The organism is Rhizobium rhizoryzae (assembly GCF_011046895.1).
Lineage (GTDB): Bacteria > Pseudomonadota > Alphaproteobacteria > Rhizobiales > Rhizobiaceae > Neorhizobium > Neorhizobium rhizoryzae.
In genome coordinates this window covers 422,093-438,176 of sequence record NZ_CP049250.1, presented here as the reverse complement: position 1 = coordinate 438,176, position 16,084 = coordinate 422,093, and the positions used below count along the sequence as shown (strand labels likewise).

The 16,084-nt window shown below is 57.6% G+C and carries 17 protein-coding genes; 16 read left to right on the top strand and 1 reads right to left on the bottom strand.

The genetic code is table 11. The features are described 5' to 3' along the window. The first annotated feature begins 4 nt into the window (after positions 1-4). The 16 genes from G6N80_RS08265 to folD all read left to right on the top strand — a co-directional run bounded on the left by G6N80_RS08265 (position 5) and on the right by folD (position 14,842). On the top strand, positions 5-1,225 hold the full coding sequence (locus G6N80_RS08265; RefSeq protein WP_062555368.1) for a flagellar hook protein FlgE: 1,221 nt from the start codon (positions 5-7) through the stop codon (positions 1,223-1,225). A gap of 29 nt (positions 1,226-1,254) precedes the next feature. Beyond that, entirely contained in the window at positions 1,255-2,700 is a 1,446-nt protein-coding gene (gene flgK, locus G6N80_RS08260) for a flagellar hook-associated protein FlgK (RefSeq protein ID WP_165132996.1), read from the top strand. A gap of 3 nt (positions 2,701-2,703) precedes the next feature. Further along, entirely contained in the window at positions 2,704-3,789 is a 1,086-nt protein-coding gene (locus G6N80_RS08255) for a flagellar hook-associated family protein (protein ID WP_062555370.1), read from the top strand. A gap of 37 nt (positions 3,790-3,826) precedes the next feature. After that, positions 3,827-4,174 (top strand): flagellar biosynthesis regulator FlaF, encoded by a 348-nt coding sequence (flaF, locus tag G6N80_RS08250; protein ID WP_062555371.1) that lies wholly within the window; start codon positions 3,827-3,829, stop codon positions 4,172-4,174. Continuing rightward, positions 4,171-4,620 (top strand): flagellar biosynthesis repressor FlbT, encoded by a 450-nt coding sequence (gene flbT / locus G6N80_RS08245; RefSeq protein ID WP_062555372.1) that lies wholly within the window; start codon positions 4,171-4,173, stop codon positions 4,618-4,620. Before flaF ends, flbT begins: the two co-directional genes overlap by 4 nt. Further along, positions 4,611-5,132, top strand: coding sequence for a flagellar hook assembly protein FlgD (flgD, locus tag G6N80_RS08240; protein ID WP_062555373.1), 522 nt, complete (start codon positions 4,611-4,613; stop codon positions 5,130-5,132). Before flbT ends, flgD begins: the two co-directional genes overlap by 10 nt. A gap of 142 nt (positions 5,133-5,274) precedes the next feature. Then, positions 5,275-5,541 carry a flagellar biosynthesis protein FliQ gene (fliQ, locus tag G6N80_RS08235; RefSeq protein ID WP_062555374.1) on the top strand — a complete coding sequence of 89 codons (267 nt, stop codon included), beginning with the start codon at positions 5,275-5,277 and terminating at the stop codon, positions 5,539-5,541. Positions 5,542-5,646: 105 nt separating this feature from the next. Then, entirely contained in the window at positions 5,647-7,734 is a 2,088-nt protein-coding gene (flhA, locus tag G6N80_RS08230; protein WP_062555375.1) for a flagellar biosynthesis protein FlhA, read from the top strand. After that, entirely contained in the window at positions 7,731-8,483 is a 753-nt protein-coding gene (fliR, locus tag G6N80_RS08225) for a flagellar biosynthetic protein FliR (protein WP_062555376.1), read from the top strand. Before flhA ends, fliR begins: the two co-directional genes overlap by 4 nt. A gap of 7 nt (positions 8,484-8,490) precedes the next feature. Then, complete coding sequence (locus G6N80_RS08220; RefSeq protein WP_062555377.1) at positions 8,491-8,901, top strand: hypothetical protein; 411 nt, start codon at positions 8,491-8,493, stop codon at positions 8,899-8,901. 391 nt (positions 8,902-9,292) lie between these two features. Further along, on the top strand, positions 9,293-9,850 hold the full coding sequence (locus G6N80_RS08215; RefSeq protein WP_165132994.1) for a rod-binding protein: 558 nt from the start codon (positions 9,293-9,295) through the stop codon (positions 9,848-9,850). Positions 9,851-9,875: 25 nt separating this feature from the next. Next, positions 9,876-10,241 carry a hypothetical protein gene (locus G6N80_RS08210; protein ID WP_062555497.1) on the top strand — a complete coding sequence of 122 codons (366 nt, stop codon included), beginning with the start codon at positions 9,876-9,878 and terminating at the stop codon, positions 10,239-10,241. Further along, positions 10,241-10,780 carry a hypothetical protein gene (locus G6N80_RS08205; protein ID WP_062555379.1) on the top strand — a complete coding sequence of 180 codons (540 nt, stop codon included), beginning with the start codon at positions 10,241-10,243 and terminating at the stop codon, positions 10,778-10,780. The genes G6N80_RS08210 and G6N80_RS08205 overlap by 1 nt, the downstream gene beginning before the upstream one ends. 241 nt (positions 10,781-11,021) lie before the next feature. After that, positions 11,022-11,711, top strand: a complete 690-nt coding sequence (locus G6N80_RS08200) for a hypothetical protein (protein ID WP_156379230.1) — start codon at positions 11,022-11,024, stop codon at positions 11,709-11,711. 18 nt (positions 11,712-11,729) lie between these two features. Beyond that, on the top strand, positions 11,730-13,661 hold the full coding sequence (locus G6N80_RS08195; protein WP_165132991.1) for a GumC domain-containing protein: 1,932 nt from the start codon (positions 11,730-11,732) through the stop codon (positions 13,659-13,661). A 281-nt stretch (positions 13,662-13,942) separates the two neighbouring features. Then, positions 13,943-14,842, top strand: coding sequence for a bifunctional methylenetetrahydrofolate dehydrogenase/methenyltetrahydrofolate cyclohydrolase FolD (folD, locus tag G6N80_RS08190; protein WP_165132988.1), 900 nt, complete (start codon positions 13,943-13,945; stop codon positions 14,840-14,842). Between the two features lie 6 nt (positions 14,843-14,848). Here folD and G6N80_RS08185 read toward each other — a convergent pair whose 3' ends face one another. Next, positions 14,849-15,874: a LacI family DNA-binding transcriptional regulator gene (locus G6N80_RS08185; protein WP_165132985.1), complete on the bottom strand. Its 1,026-nt coding sequence runs from the start codon at positions 15,872-15,874 to the stop codon at positions 14,849-14,851. Positions 15,875-16,084 lie beyond the last annotated feature (210 nt).

Sequence of the window (16,084 nt, the reverse complement as noted above, 5' to 3'; positions counted from 1 at the left end):
TGATATGAGCCTTTACGGAACCATGCGGACCGGCGTGTCCGGAATGAATGCCCAGGCAAATCGTCTCAGCACGGTGGGCGATAACATCGCGAACGCCAGCACGGCCGGTTACAAGAAATCGTCGACCCAGTTTTCGTCGATGATCCTGCCGTCTTCCGAAGGTTCCTACAATTCCGGCGGCGTCAACACCACCGTCCGTTATTCCATCAACGATCAGGGCGCCTTCAGCTACACGACGTCCTCGACCGATCTGGCGATTGATGGTGAAGGTTTCTTCATCGTCGCTGGAGCCGATGGCACCGACTACCTGACCCGCGCAGGCAATTTCGAAGTGCAGGAAGACGGCACGCTGCAGAACTCGGCTGGCTTCACCCTGATGGGTTATCCTTACAAGGCCAATGAGGATCCGACGATCGTCATCAATGGTTTCGAAGGTCTGACGGAAATCAACGTCACATCTGGTGGCATGACAGCGACGCCTTCAACAGAGGGTCTTGTGGCAGGCAACCTGCCAGCCAAGGAAGCAATCGGGTACACAAAGTCCTCTTCGCTCGTCGCCTATGACTCGCAGGGTAATGGCAGGCTTTTGAACCTGACCTATGAGAAGACCGCTGATAATGAGTGGGAACTGACGGTCGACTTTACCGATTCGGGCACGCCGCCGGTCACCACCAACTTGTCGACCACAACGCTGACATTCGACGCCAACGGCAAATTGACGGCGCCAGCGGCACCGATCACCACCACGGCCATCCCATCCACAAGCCTTGGCGGTGCTGAACTGGGTGCGCTGGACATCGACCTCTCCAAACTGTCCCAGCTGGGAGCGGACTACTCGATTACCGGTAACATCAACGGTCAGGGCGCCAGCGCCGTCGACAAGGTCGAGATCAGCAAGGATGGCGTCGTTTCCATTCTCTACAAGAACGGCCAGTCGGTTCCGACCTATCGTATCGCCATGGCAAACGTGCAGAGCCCCAACAACCTTCGTCCGGTCGCTGGTAACGTCTACTCCCAGAGCAATGACTCCGGCGTCGTCGTCATGGGCTATGCGGGTTCCGTCGGTTACGGTGACATTCTGTCTGGTGCGCTGGAAGATTCCAACGTCGATATCGCCGAAGAACTGACAACGATGATCGAATCGCAGCGCAGCTACACGGCCAATTCGAAGGTCTTCCAGACCGGCTCCGAACTTCTCGACGTACTCGTGAACCTGAAGCGCTAACGCCAAGGCTCTCGCTGGAGTAATGTAACATGACGCTTTCCACCGCACTGAATACAGCCCAGGCCATATTCAACAATACCTCGAAGCAGACGCAGGTTGTTTCGACGAATATCGCCAACGGTCAGAACGCGAACTATGTTCGCCGTTCCGCCTCGTTGACTACGGCTGGCAACGGTGCGCTGGTTGCGTCTGTCGACAGAGCCCAGAACAATTCTCTGTTGCGGCAGACCATCACGGCAACCTCTGTTTCCACCGGCCAGTCCACTCTTCTCACCGGTCTGCAGGAAATGCGCGACCTGATGGGCAACAACGAGTATGACAACTCGCCGAGCAAACGCCTTCAGGACCTCTTCGACCAGTTGAGTTCTTATGCTGCCTCGCCGACATCGACCACGCTCGGATCGACCGTCGTGTCGAACGCGCAGGATCTGGTGGATACGCTGAACAATATCTCTGCTGGCGTTCAGGGCATTCGAACCCGCGCCGACGCAGAAATCCAGAGCCAGGTCGACAAGCTGAATGGCCTGCTCGGCCAGTTCGAGGCTGCCAACAATCAGGTTGTTGGTGCAAAGATCACGGGATCGGATGCCAACAACGCGCTGGATAATCGCGAAACGATCCTGAAGCAGATTTCCAGCATCGTGGGTGTCTCGACTGTCGTTCGCGACAATGGCGATATGGCCATCTACACCTCCGAAGGCACCACGCTTTTCGAAACGATCCCGCGCACGGTATCCTTCAGCTCGACCAATGCCTATGCGGCGAATGTCACCGGCAACCCGATCTACATCGATGGCGTTGCGATCACGGCAGGAGAGGGCGGAGACACCAGCGCATCCGGTTCGCTGCAGGCCCTTTTGCAGATCCGTGACGAGATCGCGCCGAAATTCCAGAGCCAGCTCGACGAAGTTGCGCGCACCTTGATCGTGTCCTTTGCTGAAACCGGTCCTTCCGGGGCACTGCCACCTCTCGCGGGTCTCTTTACAAACGGTGTGGATGATGCGGTCGATGCGACCGGCACGGTCATTCCGGGTCTTGCGGCATCCATCAAGGTCAATCCCCTGGCCAAGGGCAATCCGACCATGATCCGCGATGGCGGATTCAATGGCGCTGCCTATGTCGTCAACGCGGGCGGCTCGGGCTATTCGGCGCTACTCGACAGCTACACCCAGGCGATGAAGACGACGCGCAGCTTCGATCAGGCGACGGAGGTGAAGGGTACCCTCAACCTCATGACCTACTCGTCGGCCTCGACGTCCTGGCTGGAAGCGATCCGTAGCACGGCCACAGCCGCAAACGAAACCAAGACGGCCATGGAGGCACGGGCCTCGGAAGCCTACACAAGCGAAACCGGCGTCAGCCTCGACGAGGAGCTCTCCCTGCTTCTCGATATCGAGCAGTCCTACAAGGCGGCGACCAAGCTGGTCAGCACCATCGATGAAATGATGGCAGCCTTGCTACAAGCGGCAGGATAAGACATGAAGACTTCATTCAGCTCGACGATTTCAGTTCAGACCAGCCTTAGAACGGCAATGGCGAAAGCCCAGAATGAACTGATGAAGGCAAACGAGGAGGTCACTACCGGCGTTCACGCCGACATGGGTGTCTCTCTCGGATCGCAGACCGCACGCAATCTTGATCTGACGCGCGATGTCATGCGGATCGAGTCGCAGCTGACAACAAATTCGGTCGCCGTGACGCGTCTGGACTCTTCCGAGGCGGCACTCAACAATATGTCGACATCGGTCGACAAGGTTCGCGGCGCACTCGCCTCGCTTACCTCCAGCGCGTCGACGCTGGACGATGCCCGACGCACGCTGACCTCCGCGCTCGATTCGTTCACAGACGCGGCGAACTCGTCGGTTGCTGGTGAATATCTGTTCGCGGGCACGAACACTGACGTCAAGCCGCTGACATCCTTCACGGAAGCCGGATCGCCATTTAAAGCGGCTTACGATGCGGAACTGAACCAATTTTTAAGTGCCAACGGGATACCTTCCAAGAGCGCCATGACGGCAGCTCAGGTGGACAGTTTCTTGACGGATCTCGAAGCAAAGTTCAGCGGTACCACGACCTTGACCGACCCGCCCCACGCGGGCCAGGCCGGACAGGATTTCTGGACCACGTTCGTTTCCAATGCAAACGATACGAACATGACGACGCGCATCAGCGCCAATGAGGTGGTCGATACATCCACCAACGCGAATGGGTCCGGTTTCCGCAGCTTCGTCTTCGCCGCCGTCGTTTCCAACGAATTCTTGACGACAGACATCCCGGAAGCTTCGCGGCAGGCAGCGGTAAAGGTTGCCAGCGGTGCCATCGGCCGGGCCGAAACCGGGATCACCGCCGCTCGCTCAAACCTTGGTATTTCCAGTGAGCGCGTGAAGAACGCGAATGAGTCTCTCGAATCTCAAAAGAAGATCTTCGAACTTCATCTGAATGATCTGCAAGGTGTCGATGCCTATGAGGCATCCACCCGCGTAACATCGCTGAAGGCTTTGCTGGAAGCGTCCTATACCTTGACGTCAAGAATACAACAATTGAGCCTCGTAAACTTCCTTTGATGATTGAAGGAAGTGACTGAAAATGAAGGATACATGAATGTACCAGTTTTCATATGCCGAGATCATGGAGGACGACGTCGCGGACGCCAAAAGCCGCGAACGTCAGGCGCTCGATCGCTCGATCGAACTCCTGAAGGCGGCCCGTGATACTGCCGAGTATTCCGGCGCCACCATCGAGGCCTTGTTTTTCACCAGGCGTGTCTGGATCCGCTTCATCGAGGATCTGCGCCAGCCGGAGAACGAGTTGAACGCCGAGCTGAGAGCCAACCTCATCTCCATCGCCATCTGGATATTGAAGGAATGCGAGCGGATTCGTCAGAGACAATCGCAGAATTTCCAGGGCATCATCGACGTGACCACCATCATCAGGGATGGACTTAAATGAAAAGTACGCTGCGCATTTCGCTGAAGTCTGGCGAACGAATCTTCATCAATGGCGCGGTATTGCGCGTTGACCGCAAGGTAGCCCTTGAGTTTCTCAACGACGTTACATTCTTGCTGGAGAACCATGTTCTGCAGCTGGAAGACGCCACCACCCCTCTGCGTCAGCTCTATTTCATCGCGCAGATGATGCTGATCAATCCGGAAGGCAAGGAGCAATCGCTCGCCATGTTCCGGAAGTCGATCACCATGCTGCTGGCCTGCTTCAAGGATGACGAAGTTCTGGCCGAACTGAAGCGCATCGATGCAATGGTTGTCAGCGGCCGTGCCTTCGATGCCTTGAAGGCTATCCGCGGCCTCTACGCCATTGAGGATCGTATCCTCAACAACCAGGAAATGACGCCGGCTACGGTCGAGCAGATTCGCCGGGAAATCGCGCCATGGCGGTAGATTCGGTTTCAAAATCAACCGCGGCGTCGAACCCTTGGGCCAATGCCGGAGCTTCGACCAAGGACACGGACAAGGCGAGCGTCAATTACGACAGCTTCCTGAAGCTTCTCATCGCACAGATGAAGAACCAGGATCCGACCTCGCCGATGGACGCGTCGGAGCAGATTTCTCAGCTCGCCTCCTTCTCGCAGGTCGAACAGACCATCCAGACGAACAACCACCTGAAGAGCATGCTTCAGGCCGAAGCCCTGACGCGCGCCGGTGACATTGTCGGCAAATACATCATGAGTGCCGATGACACCGTGACCGGCAAGGTCAAGGAAGTTCAGGTCTACTCGGATGGCGTGATGGCTGTGACGGAGGGCGGCGGCAAGGTTCTGCTGCAGGCTGGCGTCGTGGTGTCTGACCGCGAAATTCCAAAGCCGACGACAACGACGACGAGCGCGACCGGTTCATCGACCGAGACCACGACGAACACAAATACCAACACGAACAACGGCAGCTCCAGCTGAACGGCTGGGCCGCCGTCCCGAAAGGTTCGTGGCATCACATTTGAATTCCATCCGCGCAAATTTGCGTTTCCACCTTTGCGCGGAGATGGTCTAAGCGAGAGCTTGGACGGTCCTGAATGATTCGGGGCCATGGAGTGGCGACATGAATGAAGCCGATGCCCTGGAGATCATGCAGGCAGCAATGCGCACTGTGTTGATCGCAGCCGGTCCCGCAGTTCTGGCGGGCATGCTGGTCGGTGTCATCATCGCCTTTATCCAGGCCTTGACACAGATCCAGGAAATGACCCTGACATTCGTGCCGAAGATCGTCGCTATCCTTCTGTGCTGCGGTCTTGCTGCTCCCTTCATCGGATCGCAGATCAACCTGTTCGCGGAGCTCGTTTTCTCCCGGGTCCAGTCCGGCTTCTGACGCCCTGAACAATCCTGCCATCCTCGCGCAAGCTTCAGCGCCTAATCTTGCCATGACGAGGTGCGCTCTGCGCACCGCCTTCTCATGAGGAGATGGAAAGAAGCGATGGCACAACCACCTGCATTAGCAATTCCGAAGGTTAATCCCAGCGGCCGCGATATTGGTTTCGCCACAGGCATTATCGCAATCCTGTGCGTACTCTTCCTGCCTATCCCGACCTTCCTGATTGATATCGGTCTGGCTTTCTCAATCGCCTTTTCCGTCCTCATCCTGATGGTCGCGTTGTGGATCCAGCGACCGCTGGATTTCTCATCATTCCCGACGATTCTCCTGATCTCGACAATGATCCGTCTGTCGCTGAACATCGCGACGACCCGAACGATCCTGTCTCATGGTCACGAGGGGCATGATGCTGCCGGTGGCGTGATCGCGGGCTTTGCGTCTCTCGTCATGTCCGGCGACTTCATGATCGGGGTGATCGTCTTCTGTATTCTCATCACGGTGAACTTCATCGTCATCACCAAGGGTGCGACGCGTATCGCGGAAGTCGGTGCCCGCTTCACCCTCGATGCCATCCCCGGCAAGCAGATGTCGATCGATGCCGACCTTTCGGCCGGTATCATCGATGAAAAGGAAGCGCAGCGCCGCCGCCGCGAACTCGAAGAAGAAAGCATGTTCTTCGGTGCCATGGACGGTGCGTCGAAGTTCGTCCGCGGTGACGCCATCGCGGGTCTCCTGATCACGGGCATCAATATCTTCGGCGGCATCATCATCGGCTACTTCCGTCACAGCATGGAAATCGGCCAGGCGGCAGATGTTTTCGTCAAGCTCTCCGTGGGCGACGGTATCGTTTCGCAGGTTCCGGCCCTCATCGTGTCTCTGGCAGCCGGCTTGCTCGTCACCCGCGGCGGCAGCTCCGGCACCGCCGACAAGGCCGTCATTGATCAGCTGGGCGGCTACCCGCGCGCGCTTTCAATGTCTGCCGGCTTGATGGCGACGCTCGCACTCGTTCCTGGGCTTCCCTTCGTGCCCTTCATTGCGCTTGGTGGCGTTATGGCCTTTGGTGCCTGGATGGTTCCGCGCCGGCTGGAAGCCGAAAGCAAGCAGCGCCGCGATGCCGAAGAAAAGATGGCAGTGCAGACGAAGGAAGCCGACAAGGATTCCGTGAAGTCGATGCTGAAGACATCCGAGATCGAGCTGGCTCTGGGCAAGCAGGTCTCGACACGTCTTCTGGGCGCGCATCAGGAGCTGGCGTTCCGCGTCGGCAAGATGCGAAAGAAGTTCGCGACCCAGTACGGCTTCGTCGTGCCTGAGATCAAGGTCACCGACGACATCGCCATCCCTGAGAAATCCTATCAGATCCGCATCCATGGCACGACGGTCGCATCCAACATGCTGCGCGTCGGCGATGTTCTCGTCGTGACCGGCTCCGGTCGCAAGCCCAGCATCCCGGGGGATGAGATTCGCGAACCGGCCTTTGGCATGCCGGCCATGTCCATTCTCGAAACCTTTGCGGAAGACCTGAAGCGTGAAGGCTTCCACCCGATCGACAACGTCTCGGTCGTGCTGACGCATATGAGCGAAGTCATTCGCAACAATCTGCCGCAGCTTCTGTCCTATAAGGATCTGAAGATCCTGATTGATCGAATGGATCCCGAATACAAGAAACTGGCAGACGAAATCTGCTCCTCGCACATGTCCTATTCCGGCTTGCAGGCGGTCCTCAAGCTTCTTCTCGCGGAGCGCGTTTCCATCCGCAACCTGCATCTCATTCTGGAAGCGGTTGCCGAGCTTGCTCCCCATGTGCGCAAGACCGAACAGATCGTGGAACATGTGCGAGTGCGGATGTCGCAGCAGCTTTGCGGCGATCTGGCCGACAACGGCGTGCTTCGTGTTCTGCGTCTCGGAAGCAAGTGGGATCTGCTGTTCCACCAGGCCTTGAAGCGGGATGCCAAGGGTGATGTCATCGAATTCGATATCGATCCCCGACAGCTGGAGGAATTCAGTGAGCAGGCAAGCCGTGTCATTCGTGAATTCATGGACCGTGGTCTGCCATTCGTGCTTGTCACATCGCCCGAAACACGCTCCTATGTGCGCATGATCGTCGAACGATTGTTCGCCACCCTGCCTGTACTTTCCCACGTGGAACTGGCAAAGGGACTCGAAATCAAGATTCTAGGCTCGATTGGATGATAACCGACCCGCAGGGCTCAATGCTCGCCTTCTTTCTGGCTTTCTGCCGGATTGGCGGCTGCTTCATGGTCCTGCCGGGTTTTTCCAGTGCACGCATTCCCGTGAACGTTCGGCTGATCGTAACGATTGCCATCACGCTCGCGGTCCTGCCTGTCCTCTGGCCCACCATTTACAGTCGCACGACAGCACCGACTGCAGCCTATATGGGTTTGATCTTCTCGGAGCTGTTCATAGGCATCATGTACGGCATGATTGCCAGGCTCTATGTTCTCGGACTGCAATTTGCCGGGGCCGTGCTGACAAGCTCGATCGGCTTCACGGCACCTGCCGGGCATGACATTCTCGAAGACACGTCCGAAACCAGTGTCACCAGCTTCCTCACGTTCAGCGGACTTCTTCTGCTTTTCATGATGGATTTCCATCACGTCGTCTTCCGGGCACTGGTCGATTCCTATGACACGACCCCGCTCGGCGCCCTGATCGAACCCCAGAAGATGCTGATTACGCTGACGGACACCCTGCGCGCCTCGACGTCAATCATGCTGCGCCTCGCCAGCCCATTCTTGATTTATGGTCTTTTGTTCAACGTGGCTGTCGGTCTGGTCAACAAGCTTGCGCCGCAGATCCCTGTCTTCTTCATATCAACGCCGTTCCTGATCGCAGGCGGCATGTTCATGCTCTATCTGGCCATCGGCGCCTTGACCCGGCAGTTCGCCGAAGGCTTCGATGTGATGTTCAACGCATTCTGAGGGTGCCATGGCTGGCCAGGAACCACGTTCGAAGAAGTTGAAGCGGCTCGTCAACGTCCAGCGGCAGCTGGAGCGGATGGCGGAGGGAGAGCTTGCCGCCAATACCGAGCAGCGCCGCGAGGTCGAGCAATCCATGGAGGTCGTCATGGAGGCGATCAGTTCCGGCAAGCCGGTGCATATGCAGTTCTCCCGCAATTATTCGGAACGCTATGGTCGCTTGATGATCAAGGACAAGCAGCTTGCCGGTGTGCAGCAGGTTCTGGAAAGCAAGGTTCTGCGCGAACGAACCAAAGGGGACCGGCTTGAGGAGCAGATGAAGGAGGCGCGTGAACTCGAAGATCGGGAACGCGACGATAATGCCATTTACGAACTTCTGGAACTGACGCTGCTCACCGGTTCCGGCAAGGATCACACCTGATCCCTGTTCTTTCCCTCGTTAATCTTCGAATTGTCTGGTTATTAAATTCATTTAATACAGATACTTACATATAGACCAATCACCGCGCGCGCATTCCATCAGGCACAACTAATATTTTTTGCCTTGGCCCCAGATTTGCCAGAACAACGCCAGCCTGCAGCAAGGTTCACTCAGCATAATCACCTCCAACACGACATGAGGGCTCCTTGTTCCGTGATCTCAGCGCGGTCGTATTGATGGCCGACACGTGATCGATCACCCGGTGTCCGTGAATTCGGGAGGCGTTCGCTGCATCTGTGCGTGCACGTGTGTCTTCCGTTCCGACTGATGCAAAGACCGCATGGCCTGGATGTGACAGGCGGCGGTGCTTGTTCAACGAAAGGACGTGGAGATGGCAATCTCTCCTCCAACCGATCTTGTGATGGATGTGCTGCGTGCGGCCGATCCGACTGCCGTTCAGGAGGCTCAGGCCAAGCTGACCGCAAACCGGGCCGCCTACAGTGCGACGAAGCTTGCCGCAGCCGGGAAGGGCTTCGGTGCCGCGCTGGAAGGGCTCGATGGCATTGGACACAAGACCCGTATCGATGTTGCTCACGAAAGCAAGAAGTCTGCGGAAATGCCGGAAGAATATCGAAAGTTCGAGGCTTCGATTCTTCAGAACTTCGTCAATACGATGATGCCGAAAGACAGCGAAGCGGTCTACGGCAAGGGGTCTGCAGGTGAATTCTGGCAGAGCATGATGTCGGAGCAGATCGCCGATCAGATGTCCAAGAGCGGCGGCATCGGTATTGCGGAGCAGGTGTTCAGGCAATCCTTGGATCGCATGCGCAATGAAGCCACGCCCAATGCAACAACCGACAAGGACAGCCGCAATCGTGCAGTCAGCATGATCGACGAATTCGAACGCAAGGTCTTCGATCTGGCGCCGTCAGAGCGCAGCGAGGCATAATATGAATACCATTGGGGCAGAAAACATGGATGTCATTTCCACCGATTATCGCATCAAGACGGTGCTGGGCCGCCTGGAGATGATCATCGACAATGAGAACGAGCGAATCGGCAAGGATGCGATGTTCGACCTCAAGGTCTCGAATGCGCACAAGAGCAGATGCCTTTACGAATTGACCATGCTGGTTCGCACGACCGATCCCAAGGAACTGGCCTTTAACCACAAGCAGCAAATGCATGTTCTGAAAGACAAGCTTGCCTTGAATGCTCGCCGGGTTGAAGCGCATCTTCATGCCGTGCGGTCGGTCGCCGACATTCTCAAGAATGCCGCGCGCGATGCCGATGGCGATGGCACCTATACCCAAGAACAATTCCTTTACAGCGAAGTCTGATGATCAAACTCCTTCTCACCGGTCTCTGGGTTTGCGCCGTGACCTTGGGCGCGGTCTACGGATCCGTCCAGATGTCGAAACCGAAGCCTGTCGTCGACGAGGCAACGCAGTTGCGCAACAAGTCGGAACTGGTGAAGGGGGAGAACATCAACGTGCCTGTGCTCAGCAAGGGCGCGGTTCAGGGGTACTTCATCACACGGATCTCCTTCCTGATGGACAAGGAAAAGATCAAGGGCGTGCATCTTCCAACGACCGAGATGATGACCGACGAACTGTTCACCCTGCTTGTCGGCAACAAGATGGTTGATCTGGGAAATACGAAGGCCTTCGATCTCGACGGTTTTCGAAAGGCCATCAAGGAAAAGCTGAATGAGCGTTTCCAGGGCGAATATGTTCTGGATGTGCTGGTCGAACAGCTGGATTACCTGTCCAAGGACGACATCCGCACCAATGGCGAGCGTCCGCAAGGCAAGCAGGTTCAGCCGACGAAAATTGTTGAAGGCGTAAAACTCGAAGCTCCCGCCAAATCCGGTCACTGACCGTATCCGGCCGGGCTTACTCCCAGTCTGCTTATCGCTTCAGGTTCTGTTGCAACGGGACAGGGAGATGAGCAGGATCCGCTCGACCGCACCGCTATGCGGAGAGCTGGAAAAACGAACGCAACCAATCGAGTGAATTGATGCTCTCTTCCGAAGCAGGCAAGCCGACCGTCAGACATAGACCTGCGACCGCAGAGGCGAAGGGTTGCAGGCCTGCTGGCCGGCAGACCGGGGTTCTGCCATGACCTTCCTGAAATCCGTTCGCGACGGAAAACCCAGTCTCGGCTTCTGCCTCGATTTCTCCTTCCACAGCAAGCTGGAAAATCTCTCGCTTCTGGAGGCCATGACGGATGTGCGGGTCGGCTATCGGGCCGTTTCCTTCGTCAATCTGCCGCAACTTCTCAAGAGCGCCGTCAATCCTGCCTATCGCGAGCGCCTTCAGCAGCGGATCCTTTTGCCGGGGACGCCGGGCGTTGCGAGGATAATTCGTGTGGTAACCGGCCGATCCTTGTGCACGGCAATGCCGCCGCAGGATTTTGTACCTGTCCTTCTCTCTTTCATGGCAGAGCCTCGCAGGATCGTGCTTGCCGGGCGAGATCGTGTTCGTCTCTCGGCAGCACGGGATCATATTCGGGCGCAGGTTCCCTGGCATCAGGTCTATGCGACGCATCTTTCGCCTGCCAGTCCGGGGGATCAGACAGACCGGCTGCGTGCCGAAATCGGCGGTGTTCGTCCGCATCTGGTCCTGCTGGATTGCGAGACGCTACGCGACGAAATTGTCATGGAGCCCGCGCTCGCAAGCGCCTATGATGGCCTGGCCCTGATTGCGCCTGCCTATTTTGCGAGTGCCCCGGCCATTTCTGGCGGTTCCAGCCTCGCAGAGGACCCCTCGTTAACGATTTGTTCGCCAAATAAATTTAGCTTGTCTTAATCAAAGGCAGGCGCGTCCATGCGCGCCAATGGCATGGTTGATACGACGATGGCGATCGGCAGCACGAAAAATGAGCGGCTTGCAGAGCCTGCATTACCGGATGCATCCAGCAGGAGCGCCGGCAAATCAATGCTGTCTGCTGTCATCCTTCTGTCAAGCGCAGCTCTTGGTGCGTTCATCCCAGGCGTGCTCCCCCTTGATTTGCAGCAGAGCTATCAGGCGTCAGCCGTCTATTCGCTCAGGCCGTTGCCGCAGTCGACGGACGCAATTGCGGAAGCAGCGCGCGCGCGACTGACGCAGCAGGAAACCCTGGCCGCCATTGCAAAGCAGCTCGACTGGAACCGGTTGGGTAAGACGGGTGAGCAGTCCCAGACAAGCATTGGCTTCCTCAGAGAATTGATGACCGGCAGGGAAATGACGCTCGGTCGCTCCGAGGCGGCTCAACGTGAGCGCCTGGAGCAGATGCTGCTTGTCTCCGCGGCGGGCTATCCCGGCGCCATTCTCGTCTCGGCATCCTCGACCGACGCGCAATTTGCCGCCGATGCAGCCAATGCAGCGGCGATGCAACTCGCTTCCCTTGAAGGTGGAGCTTCGTCTTCCGGAAGTGGCTCTCAGATCGATATCGCTCGAAAAGCGCTCGAACAGGCCCAGATCGCACTCGATAATGCCGGTGTTACAGATGAGGCCGTGCGCGCTGAACGCCAGATCGAGGTTGAACGTGATGCCTTGGCCGCTGATGTAGAGCGGCTCCAAGGGCAGATCGATGATCTGACGAAGCAGGCAGAAACTCTTTTGAAGATGAAGTTCTCGGATGTGCTTTCTCAGCCATTGCCCGAGGAACTGGCCCAAACCGGCCTGGAGAGCCTGCGTCAGCGTTACCTTTCCGCCCAGATGAACGTGGATCAACTTTCTGCCGAATTAGGGCCGCGTCACCCGCGTTTCCTGGCGGCAAAGGCTGCCGCCGACGAGGCGCGCGCAGCCGTTGCCAAGGCCTTGGCCGGCGTCGTAGCGGATCTCAACCGGCAGAAGGCGCGGGCTGCAAAGGACCTGGATGGCGTCAAGCCGAAGCTTGAGGTGCTGCAGAAACGAAGCGTTCCAGAGCCCGTTACGCGACGCCTTGAGCTTGAAAAGAATGTCGAGAATGCGCGGAAGATCTATCTGGATCGTCTCCGCGAAGCAAACATAAGCCAAGCCTCAACGATAAAGGCGGAGCTGACCACAACGGCGACAGCGGCCAATGCGTCCGTGATCGGGATGCCCCATTGGGTCTACGCGATCCTTGGCGCGCTTGCAGGCTTGTGCCTCGGTGGAGCATGCCTTCCATCAAGACGCCCGTCGCATTCGGTGGAGGGTATTGGTTCTCCTGCAATGTATCCGGTGGTCGCGGATGCCGGGACCATCCATGAAACCCATGCCGTTGAGCCGCAGCCGGAAGTGGCTGCTGCGTTGCTGCAGCCCCCGGTTTCGCTGCAGCCCTACAGAGCGTCGCAGCCCAGTGTGCAGACCTTGCGTGAACTGGAGGAGGTTGCCCTGGATCTGGATGCGCAGGAAACCCGCCAGGATCCGGTTCGCCTGCCTCATTTCGAGGATTACTACGGTTCAGATCTCGACCCGATGCAAGATCGCGCCTTCCATCATGCTGACCGCAGCGAGCGCCGCGCCAAGAGTGAGGAGTTTGAAGCTGTCGCAGCCAATGACGATCGCTCCCTGGCCTGGCTGACGGAGCTAGTTCTCGCCAACAGAATGTCGGAAGCAAGCGGCGAGCCGCTACCTTATCTTCTGGCCACCATCATGCAGGGCCGCAGCCCGGCCAGTGAAATCCCCGAGGCTGCGGACGGGGCAACCGAGGCTGAACTTCAGCAGCTTCTGGCTGAGCTCGAGATCCTGCGGCGCGAATTGGCGCAGCACGAAGCCGCCGAACGGCAGAGCCGCTTCGCAATGGCGAGCTGAGCGCGGATCCTCGTCCTCTATCGGTTTATGGTTCGGCCCTGAGCGCCGTACCGCGCCTCCCTCTTGCATTCCAACGCCCGAGAGCCTAGTCACCGGCATCTGAAGTTCGTCCAACACAAGCAGGCGCTTGAAGGGACTTCGGATCCCTGATGGTGATCATCAGCGAATGGATGTGGTGAATTGTCGAGATTCGGCCCGATGCCTGATCTGTACGACCACCCGACCTTTCAGATGCATCACATATCTGGCGGTGGTTCGGCGCCTGAGCAGGAGGGCATGCCTTGGCAGATATCATTGATGGCAAGAAATCCGCAGCAGTGGTTACCGATGCGGTCAGCGAGGCTGCTGGCAGTCTTCATCATGAAGCGGGGTTGCAGCCGGGGCTCGCCGTGGTCATTGTCGGTAATGATCCTGCAAGCCATGCCTATGTCGGAGCCAAAAGTCGCATGGCCAAGAAGTGCGGCTTCAACTCCATGCAATACACGTTGCCGGAAGAGACGACGCAGGATGAGTTGGAACAGCTTGTCGAGAAGCTGAATGCTGATCCGTCCGTCCATGGAATCCTGGTTCAGCTGCCGCTGCCTGGCCACCTTCAGTCCGAGCCGGTCATTCAGTCCATTCGCCCGGAGAAGGATGTGGATGGGCTTCACATCGTCAACGCAGGCAAACTTGCCACGGGCGATCTCGCAAGCGGATTGATCTCCTGCACACCCGCCGGTGCAATGCTGCTTCTGCGCGACCGCCTCGGCGCGGATCTTTCCGGTCTGAACGCTGTCGTCATCGGTCGCTCCAATCTCTTCGGAAAGCCGATGGGGCAATTGCTTCTCGCCGCCAATGCAACCGTCACGATGGCTCATTCGCGCACGAAGGATCTGCCTGCCGTCTGCCGTCAGGCCGATATCCTGGTCGCTGCTGTCGGTCGCGCGCAAATGGTCCGAAAGGATTGGGTGAAGCCCGGTGCAACCGTCATCGATGTCGGCATCAATCGGATTGATGCGCCCGAGAAAGGGGAGGGCGGCACCCGTCTTGTCGGTGATGTGGCCTTTGATGAATGTGCCGATGTTGCGTCCGCAATCACCCCTGTTCCAGGAGGCGTTGGCCCGATGACGATTGCCATGTTGATGGCAAACACCGTGATTGCGGCCTATCGTTGTGTCGGCAGGCCAATCCCGAAATTCTGAGACGTTTCAGGCGGGTGCCGTCGCCGTTGAGGCGCGCAGGATGAGTTCGGCGCGCCAGAGTTCCCGTTGCTGCGCATCGATCTCCTCGCCATTGACGGCTGCAATCAGGCGTTCGGCAACCCGGCGTCCCGCATCGCGGATCGATGAGCGCGTGGTGGAAAGCGGGGTGCTGAAATGCTCCGGCCTCAGCAGATGCAGATCGTCATCATGGGCGATGAGCGAGATGTCGGCGCCGACTTCGAGACCTGCCTGCCGGATCGCCCGAACGGCTCCAAGAGCCAGAACCGTACTGGCGCAGAGGACGGCAGTCGGAGGGGCTTTGCGTTCAAGAAACCGGGCCATGTGCTGGAAGCCGTGGCCGTCTGTCATCACCGTGCTGCTGACCAAAGCAGGATCGAGGGACAGTCCGCGAGACCCCAGCGCCTTTTCTATTCCCAGTCTCCGTCGCTGTGCGAAATCGAGATCGGCAGGGCCGTTCAGCATGGCAAACCGTCGATGGCCAAGATCCAGCAGATGCTGCGTAGCTTCGGAAAACGCAGCTTCGTTATCGACGTCGAGATAGGGATAGTCTTCCGCAAGGTTTGCAGAGCGGCCATGAACGATAAAGGGCAGGGGCAGGGACTTTGCCATGGCGATACGTGGATCCCGCTCCCGCATATAGGCAATGTAGTAGCCGTCGATCGAGCCGCTAGAAACCAGATCCCTGATGGCCTGTTCTTCCTGCTCGCGCTCGGCTGGCATGATCACGAAATGAAAGTCGTGCTTCAGACATTCATCCGCAAGTCCGCTCTGGAACTCTGCAAAATGAATATCGACCGGTTGTTCGGGTGTGATGGGCATGACGATGCCGAGCGACCCGACTTTTCCCGTGGCGAGCCTTCTGGCCACCCGGTTTGGCCGGTAGCCCGTTTCCTCTGCTGCCCTTAGAACACGGGCGCGCGTCTCCTCGTTCACCTCCGGATACCCGTTCAAGGCGCGACTTATGGTCGTCTGGGACAGACCCAGGAGATTGGACAATTCCTTGAGATTCACAACCCTTTACTCCCTTCGGGCTGCTGAGAATGACCGTATTACCCTCGTTCAAAGCGCTTCGGAAGCCGAAATTTTGCATTTTGGAAAAAATCCAACAAATTCGACTTCTTGGCGGTGTGCCCTATTCTATTTTGAGCCGCTTGCTCGTGTGAGGTGTGATGTCGCTCTTGACTCTCCCCCACATGCTATGTGTACTTTGTCTCCAAAGCG